The organism is Verrucosispora sp. WMMD573, assembly GCF_027497175.1.
Classification (GTDB): domain Bacteria; phylum Actinomycetota; class Actinomycetes; order Mycobacteriales; family Micromonosporaceae; genus Micromonospora.
Genome location: NZ_CP114901.1, coordinates 1,669,298 through 1,686,414, shown reverse-complemented (window position 1 = coordinate 1,686,414; position 17,117 = coordinate 1,669,298). Strand labels below are relative to the sequence as shown.

The following is a 17,117-nucleotide window of genomic DNA, read 5'->3' as shown; positions in this document are numbered from 1 at the left end:
TCGGCCACCCGGTCACGCCATCGTCGGCCGGAAAGGACCGGACTAATCGGTCGCTGGCCGGTAGGACGCCGCGCCCCATGGGTAGGGCCAAGGGCAGCAGGAGCCGACGACCGAAGGGTAGGGGTGATGGAAGAGGCGCTGCTCAGCAGCCGCGAACGACGGGCGACGGTGCCGGAGCCGCCAACCGGCCGTGCCAAACTCGGCTATATCGGCCCCGGCGTGCTCTGGGCGCTGGCCGCCCTGGCCACCGGAGAGCTGCTGTTCACGCCCCGGGTCGGTGCCCAGTACGGGTACGCGTTGCTGTGGGCGCTGATCGCGGCCCTGCTGCTCAAGCTCTTCGTGACGCGGGAGATCGGGCGCTACAGCGTGGTGACCGGCCGGCGGTTGCTCAGCGGAATGGCCGAGTTGCCGGGCCCGCGCGGATGGGCGCTGTGGCTGATCCTGCTGCCGCAACTGGTGGTCGGCGTCGCCGCCATCGCCGGCATCGCAAGCGCCGCTGGCAGCGCCTTCACCCTGGCCGTACCCGGTCCGATCCAACTCTGGACGGCGGTGGTCATCGCGGCGGCGGCTGGCTTGGTGCTGTTCGGCCACTACACCGGGGTGGAGTGGGTGTCCCGGGTCATCGGGCTGCTGCTGGCGGTCGGGGTTGTCGTGGCCGCCATCCTCGTCGGCCCCGACCTCGGCGAGGCCGCATCCGGTGTGGTGCCCACCGTGCCCGAGGATCTCGTGGTCGCCGACATCCTGCCCTGGCTGGGTTTCCTGTCCAACGGCGCGGCCGGGCTCATGTGGTACTCGTACTGGATCGCGGCCAAGGGCGTGGGTGTCGGCGCGCTGGAGCAGCCGGCCCGCCTCGACCCGCGCAGCCTGGACGACGGTCAGGTGGCCCGGGTACGTCAATGGCTGCGGACCATGACGCTCGATTCGACGTTCGCCGTCGTGGGCGTCGGGATCATCACCGTCGCCTTCCTCGTGCTCGGTGCGGAACTGCTGCGTCCGGAGGGCATCGTGCCCGCCGAGTCCGACGTCGCCCGCGACCTGACCACGCTCTTCAGTGAGGTTTTCGGCAGTGTGGGGTTCTGGTTGATGGTGGTGGGTCTCATCTCGGCCTTCTGGACGGCCACCCTGACCAACATCGACGGCTGGAAGCGGCTGTACACCGACGGCATCCGCAAGGCCCTGCCGTCCCATCTCACGCAGCGGCCATGGGCCCGCCCGGCGGTCATCGGTCGGGTAGCCGTCGTCGGGTGGCTCGCGGTGCTGCCGTTCACGGTGTTCCTCATCTTCGGCGATCCGGTGGGACTGCTGACCGTCGCGGGGTCGATCGAGGCCCTGCACATTCCGCTCGTCGCGGCGCTCGTGCTCTGGCTCAACCGGCGTACGCTCCCGGCCGCGCTGCGCGCGGGTCGGGTGGCCACCGGGCTCGTGGTGATCGCGATCGTGTTCTTCACCAGTTTCGCGATGTACTACCTGTGGCAGCAGGTGCTCGGCTAGCGCAGCCAGACCGGGGTGTCACCGGGCGGCTCCAGCGGTGGCGGGTAGTCGAGCGTGCGGCGCAGCGCTTCGGGCAGCCGCCACGGCTGGTGCACCGCCTTGCCGGCCACCGACGTCAGTTCGGGCACCCACCGCCGCACGTACGCACCGTCGGGGTCGTACCGCTCGGCCTGCCGTATCGGATTGAACCCCCGGTACGGCCTGGTGTCGTTGCCGGTGCCGGCGACCCACTGCCAGTTGCCCGAGTTGTCGGCGATGTCGCCGTCGAGCAGCCACCGGTAGTAGACCGCCTGTCCGTCCCGCCAGTCCAGCCCGAGCGTCTTGGTGAGGTAGCCGGCGGTGATCAGCCGGGCCCGGTTGTGCAGCCATCCCTGCGCCCGTAGCTGACGCATGCCGGCATCCACGACCGGCAGGCCGGTGCGCCCCTCGGTCCAGGCGGCGAGGGCCTGCTCGTCGTAGCGCCAGGGCTCCGTCGCCCGGCGGCGGTACGCCTTGCGGGGCAGGTCGGGGAAGGCGGCGGTCACCTGGTGGTAGAAGTCGCGCCAGCAGAGTTGCCGGACGAACGGGGATTCCCGGTCGTCGATCGCGTTGGCCACGGTCAGCGGCGACAGGCAGCCGAACCGCAGGTAGGGACTGATTCGGGAGGTGGCGTCGCCGGCCATGTCGTCGTGGCGGTCGCCATAGCGCGTGACGTCGGGCAGCCACCGCGCCAAGCGACGCCGTGCCTCGTCCTCTCCGCCGGTCACCACGTCCGGTGACTCTCCCGACGGCAGCGCCGGGAGGCGTCCGACCGACAGGCCGGCCGGCAGCCTCACGGTCACCGGTGCGGACAGTTCCTCCCGCCACGATCGCGCGCTCCACGCCCGGTGGTAGGGGCTGAACACCCGGTAGTGGTCACCGCCGCCCGGGGTCAGGTCGGCCGGCTCGACCACCGTCAGGCCGGGGAAGAACCTCAGATGCAGTCGGTGCCGGTCGCACTCGGCGCGCAGGCGCTGCGCCCGACGGGCCGCGTACCGGGAGACGTCGGCGGAGAGGGCGACCGCCTCGGCGCCCACCTTGCCGGCCAGCCGGATGGTCTCGGCCACCGGATCGCCGAGCCGTAGCACCAGGTCACCGCCGAGCGTACGCAGCGCCTCGCGGAGCCCGGCGAAGCTCTGGTGCAGGAATCGGGTGCGGTTCGGCGACAACCGCGCGAGCGCGGGGTCCAGCACGTAGAGCGGCACCACCCGGTCGAAGGCGGCGCAGCTGGTCGCCAGCGCCGGGTGGTCGTGCACCCGCAGGTCGCGGGTGAACAACACGACTGCGGTACGCGCGCTCACCGCAGCGGCGGCCCGGGCACGGCGACCGGGCTGCCGGCCGGAGTCAACAGGGCGCGGCTGGCCACCCCCAGCCGGCGCCGCTGCGGCACCGTGGCGCGACGGGCGAAGACGTCGTAGTCCTGGGCGGCCACCTCGTCGAGGATCCCGCCATAGAGCAGGTAGGCGGTGCGGATGCAGGCCTGCGAGGCACCGTCGAGCAGCACCACGCCCGGCGCGGCGGCGAGGTAGTGCGCCTGCGCTCGGGTCACCTCGTGCCGGATCAGTTCGCGCACCGGCCCGCTGGTCCGCCCGGCGGCGTGACAGGCCAACAGGTCGTCCCGGGTCACACCGAAGGCGGCCAGGTCCTCGTCGGGCAGGTACGTCCGCCCCCGGGCCAGATCCTCGCCGACATCGCGGATGAAGTTGGTCAGTTGGAACGCGAAGCCGAGCTGCCGGGCGGGCTCGCGAGCCGCCGCCGGATCGGAGCTGCCCAGGATCGGCAGCATCATCGTGCCGATGACCGCGGCCGATCCCTCCATGTAGTCCAGCAGGTGCTCGTAGGTGCGGTAGGAGGTGACGGTCAGGTCCATCGCCATGCTCTTGAGGAACGAGGCGAAGTCCTCCCGGTCGAGATCGAACACGGCGATGGTGTGCAGCACCGCGGGAAGCAGCGGGTCGGTCACCCGGGCGCCGTGCAGCCCGGCGACGAACCGTCCACCCCAGTCGTCCAGCCGGGCCGCACGCTCGGCCGGTGGCAGGGCGTCGGTCTGATCGACTATCTCGTCGGCGTAGCGGGTGAACCCATATAGGGCGTGCACATGCCGCCGTTTCCATGCGGGGAGCAGCCGAGTGGCGAGATAGTAGGTGCGGCCGTGACGTCTGTGCAGCTCACGGCATCTGTCGTAGGCAGCGGCGAGATCCAGGTCCACCGGCCCCTCCTCTGATTCGACGCACCAATCGACGCAACTTGAAACCCTAGGGTACGCTCGGCGGCATGGCCAGCGACGGACCAACGGGTAACCTCCTTCGCGTGGTGCCTGAGCAGCCGGTCGGTGGAGACGACCCGATCGCTGCCGTACTGGCCGCCTACACGCGCGACATCGTCACGGCCGTCGACAACACGCTTGCCGAGTTTCTGACCGCCGAGGTCGACACGCTGGCCGCGATCGACCCGGCGATGGGCGGCTTCGCCGCCACCGCCCGGGACTGTGTCCTCTCCGGCGGCAAACGGGTCCGGCCCACGTTCGCCTACTGGGGCTGGCGTGGCGCGGTCGGCGCCGACACGCCGGTCACCCCGGTGCTGCCCGCACTGGCCACCTTGGAGCTGCTGCACACCTTCGCGCTGGTGCACGACGACGTGATGGACGCCTCCGCCACCCGGCGCGGGCGGCCGACCGCGCACGTGGCGGTGGCCACCCAGCACGCCGCCTCGGGTCGCAACGGCGACTCCGGGCGCTTCGGCGAGGCGGTCGCCGTGCTCATCGGCGATCTCTGCATGGTCTGGGCCGACCAGCTGCTGGCCCGCGCCGACCTGCCGGCCAACCGGCTGTTCCAGGTACGGCGCGGCTACGACCGGATGCGGGTGGAGACGGTCGCCGGGCAGTACCTCGACATCCTCGGCGAGACCGAGCCGCAGAGCTGGTCGGTGGATCGGGCGCTCCGGGTGGCCCGGTACAAGACCGCCAGCTACACCGTGCAACGACCGCTGCTCTTCGGTGCCAGCCTCGCCGATGTCGGCGGGGACAGTCCACTGGCCACCGCGTACACCCGTTACGGGCTTGCCGTCGGCGAGGCCTTCCAGCTCTGCGACGACCTGCTCGGTGTCTTCGGTGACCCGACCACCACCGGCAAGCCGGCCGGTGACGACCTGCGTACCGGCAAGCCGACGGCGCTGCTCGTCCTGGCCCGGGAACTGGCCACGCCGACGCAGCTGCGGGCACTCGACGATGCCGGCCGGCGCGCAGATGGGCCGGAGATCGCCCGGCTCGCCGAGGTGGTGGTCGACACCGGCGCCGTACGGCGGATCGAGCGGATGATCGACGAGCGGGTCGAGGACGCGCTGGCCGCGCTCGACGCGGTCGCCGTCGACGAGACCGCCCGTACCGCGCTGGTCGGCCTCGCGACCGCCGCCACGCACCGGAGGGCATGATGGGCTCACTGCACAGAGAGGTGGTTGCCGGTGCGGACCGTTGACGGGCGTACTGATCGGGTGGTGGTTGTCGGGGCCGGCCTCGGCGGGTTGGCCTGCGCGCTGCACCTGGCGGGCAGCGGACGCCAGGTGACAGTGCTCGAACGCGAGGCGGTGCCGGGCGGACGGGCCGGTCGGCTCAGCGTCGACGGCTACGAGTTCGACACCGGCCCCACGGTGCTCACCATGCCCGATCTGATCGCCGAGGCGCTCGGCGCGGTGGGCGAGGAGCTGACCGACTGGCTCGACCTGGTGCCGCTCGACCCCGCCTACCGGGCCTACTATCCGGACGGCTCCACGCTGGATGTGCTCACCGACACCACCGCGATGGCGGCGGAGATCTCCCGGGTCTGCGGGCCTCGGGAGGCCGACGGCTACCTACGGTTCGTCGACTTCGCGCGCAACCTGTGGCGCCTTGAGCGGGCCGACTTCATCGAACGCAATCTCGACGCACCGACCGACCTGCTCACCGGTAACCTGCTCAAACTCGTCGCCACCGGCGCCTTCCGGCGACTGCAAACCAAGATCAACCAGTTTTTCCGTGATCCGCGTACCCGACGAATCTTCTCCTTCCAGGCGATGTACGCGGGTCTCGCCCCGCACGACGCGCTGGCCATCTACGCGGTCATCGCGTACCTCGACTCGGTGGCCGGGGTCTTCTTCCCGCGCGGCGGCATCCACGCGGTCTCTCGGGGGTTGGCCGGCGCCGCCGAGAAGCACGGCGTACGCATCCGGTACGGCACCACCGTGACCCGGGTGGAGACCGCGAACGGGCGGGCCACCGGGGTGGTGACCGCCGATGGGGAGTTCGTCCCCGCCGACGCCGTGGTGCTCAACCCCGATCTTCCGGTGGCCTACCGCGACCTGCTGCCGTCGGCCCGGCAGCGCCGGCTCACCTACTCTCCCTCGTGTGTCGTACTGCACGTCGGCTCGACCCAGGGCTACCGCCGCATCGCCCACCACAACATCCACTTCGGCCGGGCCTGGCAGGGCACCTTCGACGAGGTCATCCGACGCGGACACCTGATGTCCGACCCGTCCCTGCTGGTCACCAACCCGAGCCGGACGGATCCGGCGGTGGCGCCAGCCGGCAAGCACACGTACTACGTGCTGGCTCCGGTGCCGAACCTCGACCGGGCGCCCTTCGACTGGCGCGGCGACCTCACCGCCCGCTACACCGACCAGCTCGTCACCACGTTGGAGGAGCGCGGCTACGTCGGCTTCGGCGCGGGCGTCGAGGTGCTGCGGGCGATCACCCCGGCCGAATGGGCCGAGCAGGGCATGGCGGCCGGTACCCCGTTCGCCTCCGCGCACACCCTGTTCCAGACGGGCCCGTTCCGGCCGTCGAACCTGCACCGCTCGCTGTCCAACGTGGTGTTCGTCGGCTCGGGCACCCAGCCCGGTGTCGGCGTGCCGATGGTGCTGATCTCCGGCAAGCTGGCCGCCGGCCGGATCACCGGGGAGCATCGATGAGCAGCAGCAGGGCAGTGACCGGCCCGGAGCGCGGGACCGGGGGGTGGCGCTGATGCCGGAGTCCCGGGAGGGCCACCTCGTCGAACTGGTCGACGACACCGGCCGCCCCGTCGGGGCGGCCACGGTGGCCGCCGCCCATCAGCCGCCCGGTCAGCTGCACAGGGCGTTCTCCGTACTGCTCGTGGCGCCGGACGGCCGGGTGCTGCTCCAGCGCCGCGCGGCGACGAAGACCCGCTTCCCGTTGCGCTGGGCCAACTCCTGCTGCGGCCACCCGAAGCCGGGCGAGGCCCTGACCGATGCCGCCAACCGGCGGCTGTCCGAGGAACTGGGTGCCGAGCCGGTGCCGCTGAGCGAGATCGGCGTCTACGTCTACCGCGCCGAGGATCCGACCACCGGGCGGGTCGAGGTCGAGTACGACCACGTCCTGCGCGGCGAGTTCGCCCCCGACGGGTCGATCAGCCCCGAGCCGACCGAGGTGGCGGAACTGCGCTGGGTCGAGCCGTCCCAGCTCGCCGCCGCGCTCCGCCAGGATCCCGACGCCTACGCGCCGTGGCTGGGTGGTGTCCTGGATCGGCTGCTGCAACCCACCCAGCCGGCCTACGACGCGCCGGAGCGGCCGGGTGGCCGATGAGGCGCTGAGCGCGGGCATGGTCGCCCAGCGCCTGGGGGTCGCGGTGACCACACTGCGTACCTGGCACCAGCGATACGGCCTCGGGCCCAGCCAGCACATTCCGGGCCACCACCGGCGCTACACGCCGGCAGATCTGGCTCGGCTGGAGGTGATGCGACGGCTCACCGCCGAAGGGGTGAGTCCTGCCGAGGCGGCCCGGTGGGCCCGTGAGGCACCCGACCCTCTCGCGCCTGTCGACATCTCCCGTGCCGTGCGCAGGCGACGGGACGGCGGTGGTACGACCATCCCGGTCGGCCGGGCCGGGCCGGCCGCCCGAGGGCTGGCCCGCGCCGCGATGCGCCTGGACGCCGCGTCGATCAGTGAGACGATCTCCCGCGCCATCGCCGCCGACGGCGTGGTCGCGACCTGGGACCGACTGCTCCGCCCGCTGCTCGTCGGCATCGGCGAGCGGCACGCCACCACCGGCCTGCTGATCGAGGTCGAGCATCTGGTGTCCCGCTGCGTCTCGGCGGCGTTGAGCATGGTGGCGTCCGCCGGCTCCGCCCCCGGGGCACCTCGAGTCCTGCTCTCCTGCGCCGACGAGGAGCAGCACAGCCTGCCGCTGGAGGCGCTCGCCGCAGCGTTGGCCGAGGCCGGGGTCGGCTACCGGATGCTCGGTGCCCGGGTGCCGGCGGCGGCACTGCTCGCCGCGATCGACCGGACCGGTCCGGCCGCCGTGGTGCTCTGGTCGCAGACTCGGGCCACCGCCGACCCGGCCCAACTCACCGCCCTGCTCACCGCGTCGAGCCGGCCGATGCTGGTGCTCGCGGCCGGGCCGGGCTGGCCGGCCCGGGCCCTGCCCGCCGGAGTGATCCGCCCGACCGACCTGACCGAGGCGGTCTCCCTCACCGTCGCCGTGCACGACGCACTGAACCGTCCGGCCGCCTCCTGACCCGTCGTGGTGCCACCCGAGCCGGGTGAACTAGCGTCGGGGCGTCCGCGTACCCCGAACCCCCTCTCGGGAGCGAACGATGCGTCACCGTGCCGTCCTGGCGTCCCTTGCCGGCCTGGTCGTCCTGCTCGCCGCCGGCTGCGGCGGCGGTAGCGGCGCCCCGGCGGTCACCGCCCCGTCCAGCCCGCCACCCTCAGCCGCCCTGCCGCCGGAGCCGGCCCCGTCGCCGGCTCGTACCGTGCCGCCGAAGCCCCGGCTACGGCCGCTGCCGGTGAAACTGCCGGCCGGGCTGATCCGCACCACGGGCACCAAGAAGGTGGCCCTCACCTTCGACGACGGCCCGGACCCGGCCTGGACGCCGAAGGTGCTCGACCGGCTGAAGGCTGCCAAGGTGACCGCCACCTTCTGTGTGGTGGGTGCCCAGGTCCGCAAGCATCCGGGTCTGCTGCGACGGATCGTCCGGGAGGGGCACCAGCTCTGCAACCACAGCTGGGACCACGACCTGGACCTGGCCCGGCGGCCGGTCTCCGAGATCCGCGCCGACCTGGTACGCACCAACCGGGAGATCCGGCGGGCCGTGCCGGACGCGAAGGTGCCGTTCTACCGGCAGCCCGGTGGCCGGTGGACCGCCGAGGTGGTGAAGGTCGCCAAGCAGCTCGACATGCGCTCCTTGCACTGGTCCGTCGACCCACAGGACTGGGCCAAGCCGACCGCGGCCACCATCGAGAAGCGGGTGAAGCGGTCGGCCCGTCCCGGAGCCGTGGTGCTGCTGCACGACGGGGGCGGCAACCGCTCGGCCACCCTCGCGGCCTGCACCAAGTTGATCGCCGGCCTGAAGCGCGAACACGGCGTCGCCAGGCTCACCTAGACCGGCTCCGAGCTGGCGTTTTTCGGGTCGTTGTGGCTGCCGCCATACCGGTTTGGTCGACCGGTACGCCATCACGTATGCTTTCGAAGCCTCCGGCGGGGCCGGATGGGAGCAAGTCCGCTAAACGTTGCGAGTGTGCAATGATGGCGGGGCCGCCCTCATCGTCTAGCGGCCCAGGACGCCGCCCTTTCAAGGCGGTAGCACGGGTTCGAATCCCGTTGGGGGCACGGTTCGGCTCAGGCCGGAGGCAACACCAGCAAGGTCCTGTGGAGCAGTTGGAGTGCTCGCCGCCCTGTCAAGGCGGAGGTCGCGGGTTCAAGTCCCGTCAGGACCGCAAGCGCTGACGCCGCGCACCTCGCGCGGCGTTCTGCGTATCGGGGCATGTGACCCGTCCCAGCGGCGATCCCGCAGGTTGGGTAGCATGAGCCGAGCACCACGGCCAGGTAGCTCAGTTGGTACGAGCGTCCGACTGAAAATCGGAAGGTCGGCGGTTCGACCCCGCCCCTGGCCACATAGCCTTTCGCCGGGCTATTGCAACGCCGATCAGCGGAAACGCCGGTCGGCGTTCTGCTTTGCGCCCCGTTGGTTGGAACCGATCGCCCTGGTGATCATCCTGCTCGCGGAGCCGGCGGCTCCACATCCGGCACAGATCTTGGACAGTTACCGTTCTGCGTTCTGCGTTAACGGGAACTGTCCAAGATTTTCCGTCGCACCACGGTCATACGACCAATCGGCCAGGTGGGGTGGTCGGCCCAGCGCTTGCATCCGGTACCCGGGTACAGGCTTACCGTCGAGGTATGAGTGACCAGGACATCACCACCGGATCGGCGTGGGTGCCGGATGCGTGCACCCTGCCGACGGCGCGACGGCCGTTGCGGCTCGCCGAGTTCGACAGGTTCTTCGGCATGGCAGTGCGCACGGCGGAGCGGGCGTCGGCGCGGCAGCTGCGGCTGCGACTCGACAGCGCGACGCAGGTGGAGGAGACGGCCCGCGAGCTGACCGCCCGCGAATCGTCGTGCTGCTCGTTCTTCACCTTCGACCTGTTCCGACCCGACCCGGCCTCGCTGACCTTGGACGTCCGCGTGCCGGTCGAGCACGTCGACGTGCTCGACGCTCTCGCCGACCGTGTCTCCGCCGTACGGCGGCGGCGATGACGTCGTACGGGCTGCGCAGTGGGGAGTTGGCCGACGCGGCCGGCGTCAACCGACAGACCCTGCGCTACTACGAGCGCCGCGGCCTGCTCGCCGACCCGCAGCGATCACCGGGTGGCCATCGGATCTATCCGGCCGAGACGGTCACCCTGCTCCGGATCATCAAGACGGCGCAGCATCTGGGCTTCACCCTCGATGAGGTCACCGAACTGCTCGACGCCGGTCGCCACCGGCACGGCCGTCGACCTGACAGCGGCCTGCAAGCTCGGGCCAGAAACAAGCTCGCCGAGGTCGAGCGGAAATTGGCGGACCTGAAGGTCATCCGCGACACCCTTCAGGCCGCCGTCTCCGCCGGCTGTGACGACCTGATCGCCTGCGCCGACAGCCCGAGCTGCCCGTTGCCCTTCGTCGAACTCACGGAAGGGGACAGCAACGGTCGACGGTTTCCGACCACCCGGTCTTCCGGCACCCCGAACGGGGCGCGGGCGTGAGCACGTCGGCACTGGCTCCCGAACGGCGGGCGGTGCTGTCCCGACGCAGCCTGCGGCTCGCCTACGCCACCGCCGGCTACAACCTGCTGGAGGGCCTGGTCGCGATCGCCGCCGGGACGGCGGCCTCATCCACCGCGCTGGTCGGCTTCGGCCTGGACTCGTTCGTCGAGGTCAGCAGCGCGGCGGTGGTCATCTGGCAGTTCCGCTCCCGGGTGCCCGAGGACCGGGAACGGCTCGCGCTGCGGCTGATCGGCCTCTCCTTCTTCGCCCTGGCCGCCTGGGTGACCTTCGACGCGCTCCGCTCGCTGCTGGCCGGCGGTGCAGCCGATGCCAGCCCGGTCGGGATCGGCCTGGCCGTGGCGTCGCTTATCGTCATGCCGTTGCTGGTCGCCGCCAAGCGACGCACCGGTCGTGAACTCGGCTCAGCCACGGTCATCGCCGACTCCACCCAGACGTTGCTGTGCACGTACCTGTCCGCGGTGCTGCTCGTCGGTCTGCTTCTCAACGCGCTGTGGGGCTGGTCCTGGGCCGACCCGATCGCCGCGCTCGTCATCGCCGGGGTCGCGGTGCGGGAAGGCGTGCAGGCGTGGCGCGGCGAGCACTGCGACGACTGCGCACCCGGGCCGGTCGCCGAGACCACCGGCCGGACCTCGGGCTGCACCGACCACTGCTGCACCCAGTCGGAGGAGTAACGGCACGACCATGCAGGCGTCGCGTCCGGTCACCGACCGGCTAGCCGTCCTGTTGCCGGCGCTGCGCCACACCGCCCTGGATCGCCTCCCAGACGCTGCGGCCGGCCTGTAGCAGTGTCTCTCCCGCCTGCTCGGCGAGCTGCCGCGGGCCGGACGTCTCGGGGTGGTCGGGCGGGCCCTGCTCCGGCGGCGGCGCCTCGGTCTCGGGCCGCTCGGTCCGACCGGGCCGCCCGGTCCGGTCGGCGACCGCACCGATGGAGCCCACCTGTTGACCCAGGTCGTCTGTTGCCACACCGGGCGGCCCGGCCACCGGCCCCGGTGCGCCGGCCGCCCGACTCGACGGGCCGACGACCTCGTCCGGCCCACCGACGGGTGACTGCCGGTCGGAGTTGGCCACCACCGCCGAGGGTGGGTTCCGATTGGGTCGCTCGGAAGGTCCACTCACCGGGCCGGCGGACCGGGAGGCGGCCGGTGCGGACACCGGTCCGGTCCGTCGGGTCGCGGGGTCGGTCCGCTCCACGACCGGATCGGTGACGGGTGCGGCAGTGGCGACCACCTGCTCGCCCGCGGCAGCGGCTCCTGCCACTGCCCGGTCCACGTCCGCCAACGCCGCACTCGCAGTTCTGGCCAACGCGTCGATGACCTGAGGGTTGCGGTCGATGGTGGCCAGCGCGCGGTCGAGGATCGTCACCAGCTTCTCCAGGCGCACCTTCAGCAGGGCCTGCGCCTCCACGCCCTCAATGTCGAGTTCGACGCCCTCGACGTGCACGCGGACACCGGCGTCGAGTTGAAGCAGACCGGCGAGCCGGGTCCGCAGGGACAGATCGGCGTCCAGCCGGTCCACGGAGAGCTGGATCGACTTGACCGAGACCGTCGGGACGTCGAGCAGCACGTCCGGCTCCGGCTCACCGCCACCGTTCGGACCGGTTGGCTGCCCGACACCGGACACCGAGGGCTCTGCGCTTTCTGTCATGTCCCGCTCCGCCTCACCGTCGCGGACCGTCCGGCGACGTCCCGCCGCGCATACCCGCTCTGCGGACGGCCATCCCGTTGGGAAGACGCATCGGGACCACAGGATCGATCGAGATCGGCGACTACGACGATCATCAGGCGGGACGGACATCGGGGGAAGCTGCGCACCGAGGCATGAGCCGGTATGGTCCGGGCCTATGGGACAGGGGATGGCCGATCCAACCGAGATCCAGCAGGACCTTGAGCGGTTCGCGCTCCGCAACACCCTGCGCGTACCCGCCTCCGCGGAGCGGGCGTACCAGGTCTTCACCGGTCGGCTCGCCGACTGGTGGGTGATGGAGTACACCTGGTCGGGTCCGGAAGTCCTGGCCGAGCTGGGCATGGAGCCCCGCCCCGGCGGGATGCTCTACGAGGTCGGGCCGTACGGCTTCCGCAACGACTGGGGGCGGGTGCTGACCTGGGATCCGCCCCGCCGTCTGGTCTTCACCTGGCAGATCGGTGCGGATCGCGCGCCGGTGCCCGACCCGGCGCGGGCCAGCGAGGTCGAGGTGCTCTTCACGCCCGCCGAATCCGGCACCCTCATCGAGGTGACGCACCGGCACTTCGACCGGCACGGCACGGCTGCGGAGGGCTACCGACAAGCCCTGACCGCCGGTTGGCACGAGCTGCTCTCCCGCTATGCGACGACACTGATCCACTCGCCGGCATGAGCGCCGCGCCGGGCGCGTCGACCGGCTCGAACGGTCAGGCGGCCCGATGCCGCAGCGTCGCCACGGTCGAGCCGGCCAGGGTGAGCAGGCAGTCCGGCAGCAGCCCGTCGGCCGCCGCCGCGCCGAACAGCGCCCGGGCGGTGTCGAGGTCGGCGTTGGCGTACGCGCTGACGAAGCGGGCCACCCACCGCGCGTCGTATCCGGCCTGGTCGATCCCGGGAAAGTCGAGCGCGCAGGCCCCGGGCGGCACCGGATCCCCGATCATCGTCGCGGCCAGGCACCACGCCACGTCGTACACCCCGGACAGGCCGGCCCGGTCGACCACCGCGTCGAAGGTCCCCACCACCGCCTCGGAGTCCCCGTCGAGGGCCGAGCTGAGGATGGCGGCGGCATCCTCGAACATCTGCTGTGGCGAGTCGGTCACGGACCGCACAGTACGGGTGCCGGTCAAGGAGCCCACCATGGTTACTCTCCGCACATGGCGGAGGCGACCTGCGGATAGACCTGCCTCCACGGTCCCGCCGCCGGTCACGGCACGCTAGTCTGCGCAGCGGACCTTCGCCCGAGGAAGGACGACCATGCACATGTCGCGCGGCTCGCGGACGGCCATCCTGGCTGTCTGCGCCACGGTCCTGCTCGCCACCAGTGCCTGCGGAGAAGACCAGCCCGAGGAGGCGACCACCCAACAGGTGCGCCTCTACGGCACGGACGGCAACATGCTCAACTCGTACCCGGAGGAGTTGAAGGATCGCGCCGGCCTGGTCGACGGGATGAAGGGCACCACCCCGCTCACGCCGCTGCCGGACGACTTCAAGAACCGGCTACGGTCCGTGGATCCCCGGTTGACCGACTACCTCTACGCCGCCGAGGCGTACGACGCGGTGCTGATCAGCGCGCTCGCGGCGCAGCTGGCCGGGTCGACCGACCCCGCGGACATCGCCAAGCAGATCGTGGGCGTCACGAACAACGGCACCAGCTGCACCACGGCGAGTCAGTGCCTGCGGCTGGCCCGCCAGGGCACCGACATCGAGTACCGCAGCGTGTCGATCACCCGGGCCGGCTTCACGGACGCGGGCGAGCCGGCCACCGCCAGTTACGCCACCCTGCACTTCGACGGTCAACAGCTCAACGACGCCAAGACGGAGTTCGTCGGCGCCGGGGACGAGTCGACCGCCAGCAAGAAGGCACCGCCGAAGGCAAAGCGGCAAACCGGCAACTTTCCCAACCCGGAGAGCGGTGCGCCGCTGGTCCTGGGTGGCCTGCTGCCCAAGACCGGTGACCTGGCGCTGGCCAACCCGCCGCTGGCGGCCGGTGCCGCGCTGGCGCTCAAGGAGATCAACGCGGCCGGTGGGGTGCTCGGCGAGGACGTGGTCTGGATCGACGGCGACGACGGCACCAGCCCGGCTGTGGCCAAGGCGACCGTGGCCGGTCACGTCGATGCCGGCGTACACGTGATCATCGGTGCCGGTGGCTCCGGGATCTCCGCGGCGGTCCTGCCCGACGTGGTGGACGCCGGTCTGATCCTCTTCTCCCCGTCGAACACGGCGGCGGACCTCACCAACGCCGACGACAAGGGCCTCTACTTCCGCACTGCCCCGCCGGACAGCCTTCAGGGGCGGGCGCTGGCCGACGTGATCCTCCGGGACGGCCCGCAGAAGATCGCTATCGTGGCGCGTGAGGATTCCTACGGCAAAGGGCTCCAGGAGGTCGTCCGGGCCGAGCTGGAGCGGGCCGGTTTCGGCGGCGACAAGGTGAAGCTGCTCGGCTACGAGCCAGGAGAGGACGCCGAGGCCGCCCCGATCAACTTCGGTGAGGGCGCCAAGCAGATCAAGCAGTTCGGGGCCGATGCGGTGCTGATCATCGGCTTCAGCGAGTCGGCTGCGGTGATCCGGGCGCTCGCCGACGCCGACGTACCGCTGGCCGCGCTGGCCTCCTGAGCCGGCCGACGCCGACGGCCGCACCGCGATCCGGTGCGGCCGTCGCTGCTTGCGGGGGTGTCAGCGTCCGCGCCGCCGTTCCAGGAACTCCGTCATCCTGCGCTGCTTCTCCTCGTCGGTGAAGAGCACCGCCTGGCTGACCAGGTCCAGCTGGGGATGCGCGGCGGCCGGGGCGTCGACGGCGAGCTTGGTCAACCGCAGCGCCAACGCCGAGCCCTTGGCCATCTCGTCGATCAGCGCGTGGGCCGCCGGCAGCAGCTCGTCCGGCGTGGCCACCACCCGGTTCACCAGGCCGATGCGCAGCGCCTCCGCCGCGTCCACCCGCCGGCCGGTGAACAACAGCTCCTTGGCCAGCGCCTCGCCCACCAGCGCCGGCAACCGGTGGGTGGCACCGGCACCGGCGAGAATGCCGAGCCGCACCTCCGGCTGGCCGAACACCGCCCGCTCGGAGCAGACCCGAAGATCGCAGGCGTACGCCAGCTCCGCGCCACCACCGAGGGCCGGGCCGTCGATCGCCGCCACGGTCGGCATCGGCAGCGCCCGGATCCGGGCGAAGGCCGCCGAGTTGATCGCGGCCAGCGCATCCAGCCGGCCCCGCTCCCGCAGCTGGGCGATGTCCGCCCCGCCGGCGAAGATCCCGTCGGTGCCGCCGGTCAGCAGCAGCATCCGAGGGCGTGCCTCCAACTCGGCGCAGACCTGGTGCAGGGCCGCGATCAGGGCGGCGTCGATGGCGTTGCGCTTCTCCGGCCGGTCCAGCGTGACCACCAGTCGGTCCGGCCGTTCCTCGACCCGCAGCCCGCTCATCGTGCCGCCTCCGGCGAGCCCGCACCGCCCGGGATCGATGCCGCCGGAGCGTCGCCGACAGCCTCGAAGGGTTCGCTGCCGGCCGAGCGCACCCCGTCGGTCCACCGGTAGAAGCCGTGCCCGGACTTCTTGCCCAACCGACCGGCGGCGACCAGCTCCGCCAGCAGCGGCGGCGGAGCGAACCGGTCGCCGTACGCCGCCTGCAACGTCCGCGCGATGTCCAGGCGCACGTCCAGACCGACCAGGTCGGTCAGTTCCAGCGGCCCGATCGGGTGTCGGTAGCCGAGCACCATCGCCTTGTCGATGTCGGCGGGGCTGGCCACCCCGTCGGCGACCATGCGGATCGCCTCCAGCCCGAGGGTCACGCCGAGGCGTGACGTGGCGAAGCCCGGCATGTCGCGTACCACGACCGGGTCCTTGCCCAGCCGCCCGGCGAGCCTGACGGCCGCGTCCGTGGTCTGCGGGGCGGTGGCCGGCCCGACCACGATCTCCAGCAGCGCCATCGCCCAGACCGGGTTGAAGAAGTGCAGCCCGCAGAAGCGCTCCGGCCGGGTCAGCTCCGCCGCAAGGTCGGCGATCGGAATGCTTGAGGTGTTGCTGCCCAGCAGCGCCGGGTGCAGCGCCTCCGCCTCGGCGAGCACGGCCCGCTTGAGTTCGGCCCGTTCCGGCACCGCCTCCACGATCACGTCCGGCACCGGTGCGACCTCGGCGAGTCCCGCCCGCAGGGTGATCCGTTCCCGGTCGGCAGCGGCCTGCTCGGCGCTGAGTCTGCCCCGCCGCACGGCCCGCTCCCCGAGTTCGGTGAGCCGCCGCACCGCAGCGGCACCGCGCTCCCGGTCCACCTCGACCAGTTCCACCGTGTGCCCGCTGCCCGCCGCCACGTACGCGATGCCGAGACCCATCGTGCCGGCACCCACCACCACGAACCGTTCCGTCATCGCGACACCACCGCACCGTGAGAATCGGTCCCCGGCTCACGCCTGCGGCGCGCGGGATCGCCGCCACGCCGGGGGTCAGCCCGTACGCTCCGCTCAGTCATGCTGCGACCCTATGCAGCGCCGGCATCGGTGGCATGCGTGGGGGCGGGCGGGATCGGGTACAGATCGCCGACAACCGAGGGAAGGACGAGCAGATGAGCCAGGCACCGGAGACCGTGGACGGCGCGGGCGCCGAGGGGATCGTCGAGACGCGCGGCGACGAGCGCGTCGAGCTGCTGCGTGCCGACACCAACAACGACGGCCGTACCGACGTGTGGGTGGTCGACACCGACGGGGACGGGAAAGCCGACCTGTTCCAGTTCGACACCGACGGGGACGGCAAGGTGGACGTCACGATGGTCGACATCGACGAGGACGGCCAGCCCGACGAGGTGGTCGACGGTGACGGCGGGCTCCCCCCGGAGCAGCTTCCGCCGACCGTTCAGGTTTGAGGTGTCGGGAAGGGCTCCCTGCTGACGCCTCCGGCGGAGCAGGGTGCCCTT

General features: G+C 71.7%; 18 protein-coding genes and 3 tRNA genes. 15 read left to right on the top strand and 6 right to left on the bottom strand.

Annotated elements, in window-relative coordinates; genetic code table 11:
* Window positions 1-126 precede the first annotated feature (126 nt).
* The gene (locus O7601_RS07790) at window positions 127-1,491 is read left to right on the top strand and encodes an Nramp family divalent metal transporter (RefSeq protein ID WP_281565522.1); all 1,365 of its coding nucleotides are present in this window, start codon (window positions 127-129) and stop codon (window positions 1,489-1,491) included.
* Here O7601_RS07790 and O7601_RS07785 read toward each other — a convergent pair.
* On the bottom strand, window positions 1,488-2,810 hold the full coding sequence (locus O7601_RS07785) for a deoxyribodipyrimidine photo-lyase (protein WP_281565521.1): 1,323 nt from the start codon (window positions 2,808-2,810) through the stop codon (window positions 1,488-1,490). The two genes, O7601_RS07790 and O7601_RS07785, sit on opposite strands and share 4 nt — an antisense overlap.
* A complete protein-coding gene (locus tag O7601_RS07780; RefSeq protein ID WP_281565520.1) occupies window positions 2,807-3,718 on the bottom strand; it encodes a phytoene/squalene synthase family protein in 912 nt (303 codons plus the stop codon). Before O7601_RS07780 ends, O7601_RS07785 begins: the two co-directional genes overlap by 4 nt.
* A 65-nt stretch (window positions 3,719-3,783) precedes the next feature.
* On the opposite strand from O7601_RS07780, the gene O7601_RS07775 reads away from it, so the two are divergent.
* From O7601_RS07775 to O7601_RS07725, 11 genes are all read left to right on the top strand, one after another.
* Entirely contained in the window at window positions 3,784-4,938 is a 1,155-nt protein-coding gene (locus tag O7601_RS07775) for a polyprenyl synthetase family protein (RefSeq protein ID WP_281565519.1), read from the top strand.
* 30 nt (window positions 4,939-4,968) lie between these two features.
* Complete coding sequence (gene crtI / locus O7601_RS07770; protein ID WP_281565518.1) at window positions 4,969-6,450, top strand: phytoene desaturase family protein; 1,482 nt, start codon at window positions 4,969-4,971, stop codon at window positions 6,448-6,450.
* Between the two features lie 52 nt (window positions 6,451-6,502).
* A complete protein-coding gene (gene idi / locus O7601_RS07765; protein WP_281565517.1) occupies window positions 6,503-7,081 on the top strand; it encodes an isopentenyl-diphosphate Delta-isomerase in 579 nt (192 codons plus the stop codon).
* Window positions 7,071-8,012 (top strand): MerR family transcriptional regulator, encoded by a 942-nt coding sequence (locus tag O7601_RS07760; protein WP_281565516.1) that lies wholly within the window; start codon window positions 7,071-7,073, stop codon window positions 8,010-8,012. Before idi ends, O7601_RS07760 begins: the two co-directional genes overlap by 11 nt.
* Before the next feature lie 79 nt (window positions 8,013-8,091).
* Window positions 8,092-8,880: a polysaccharide deacetylase family protein gene (locus O7601_RS07755; protein WP_281565515.1), complete on the top strand. Its 789-nt coding sequence runs from the start codon at window positions 8,092-8,094 to the stop codon at window positions 8,878-8,880.
* Window positions 8,881-9,034: 154 nt separating this feature from the next.
* Window positions 9,035-9,107, top strand: a tRNA-Glu gene (locus O7601_RS07750).
* 33 nt (window positions 9,108-9,140) lie between these two features.
* Window positions 9,141-9,214 (top strand) — tRNA-Asp (locus tag O7601_RS07745).
* Window positions 9,215-9,317: 103 nt separating this feature from the next.
* Window positions 9,318-9,391: transfer RNA gene (locus O7601_RS07740), tRNA-Phe, on the top strand.
* 286 nt (window positions 9,392-9,677) lie between these two features.
* Window positions 9,678-10,034 (top strand): hypothetical protein, encoded by a 357-nt coding sequence (locus O7601_RS07735; protein WP_281565514.1) that lies wholly within the window; start codon window positions 9,678-9,680, stop codon window positions 10,032-10,034.
* Window positions 10,031-10,522: a MerR family transcriptional regulator gene (locus O7601_RS07730; protein WP_281565513.1), complete on the top strand. Its 492-nt coding sequence runs from the start codon at window positions 10,031-10,033 to the stop codon at window positions 10,520-10,522. Before O7601_RS07735 ends, O7601_RS07730 begins: the two co-directional genes overlap by 4 nt.
* Window positions 10,519-11,214, top strand: coding sequence for a cation transporter (locus O7601_RS07725; protein WP_281565512.1), 696 nt, complete (start codon window positions 10,519-10,521; stop codon window positions 11,212-11,214). The genes O7601_RS07730 and O7601_RS07725 overlap by 4 nt, the downstream gene beginning before the upstream one ends.
* A gap of 40 nt (window positions 11,215-11,254) precedes the next feature.
* On the opposite strand, the gene O7601_RS07720 is transcribed toward O7601_RS07725, so the two are convergent.
* On the bottom strand, window positions 11,255-12,187 hold the full coding sequence (locus O7601_RS07720) for a hypothetical protein (protein WP_281565511.1): 933 nt from the start codon (window positions 12,185-12,187) through the stop codon (window positions 11,255-11,257).
* A 196-nt stretch (window positions 12,188-12,383) separates the two neighbouring features.
* Between O7601_RS07720 and O7601_RS07715 the strand changes: the two genes are divergently transcribed.
* Window positions 12,384-12,896 (top strand): SRPBCC family protein, encoded by a 513-nt coding sequence (locus O7601_RS07715; RefSeq protein WP_281565510.1) that lies wholly within the window; start codon window positions 12,384-12,386, stop codon window positions 12,894-12,896.
* Window positions 12,897-12,930: 34 nt separating this feature from the next.
* Here O7601_RS07715 and O7601_RS07710 read toward each other — a convergent pair whose 3' ends face one another.
* Window positions 12,931-13,320: a hypothetical protein gene (locus tag O7601_RS07710; RefSeq protein WP_281565509.1), complete on the bottom strand. Its 390-nt coding sequence runs from the start codon at window positions 13,318-13,320 to the stop codon at window positions 12,931-12,933.
* A 154-nt stretch (window positions 13,321-13,474) separates the two neighbouring features.
* Between O7601_RS07710 and O7601_RS07705 the strand changes: the two genes are divergently transcribed.
* Window positions 13,475-14,833 (top strand): ABC transporter substrate-binding protein, encoded by a 1,359-nt coding sequence (locus O7601_RS07705; RefSeq protein WP_281565508.1) that lies wholly within the window; start codon window positions 13,475-13,477, stop codon window positions 14,831-14,833.
* A gap of 60 nt (window positions 14,834-14,893) precedes the next feature.
* Here the strand turns inward: O7601_RS07705 and O7601_RS07700 are convergent, their stop codons facing one another.
* Together O7601_RS07700 and O7601_RS07695 are read right to left on the bottom strand one after the other, a co-directional pair.
* Window positions 14,894-15,637 (bottom strand): enoyl-CoA hydratase/isomerase family protein, encoded by a 744-nt coding sequence (locus tag O7601_RS07700; RefSeq protein ID WP_281565507.1) that lies wholly within the window; start codon window positions 15,635-15,637, stop codon window positions 14,894-14,896.
* Entirely contained in the window at window positions 15,634-16,575 is a 942-nt protein-coding gene (locus O7601_RS07695; RefSeq protein ID WP_281565506.1) for a 3-hydroxyacyl-CoA dehydrogenase family protein, read from the bottom strand. Before O7601_RS07695 ends, O7601_RS07700 begins: the two co-directional genes overlap by 4 nt.
* 194 nt (window positions 16,576-16,769) lie before the next feature.
* On the opposite strand from O7601_RS07695, the gene O7601_RS07690 reads away from it, so the two are divergent.
* Window positions 16,770-17,066, top strand: a complete 297-nt coding sequence (locus tag O7601_RS07690; RefSeq protein WP_281565505.1) for a hypothetical protein — start codon at window positions 16,770-16,772, stop codon at window positions 17,064-17,066.
* Window positions 17,067-17,117 lie beyond the last annotated feature (51 nt).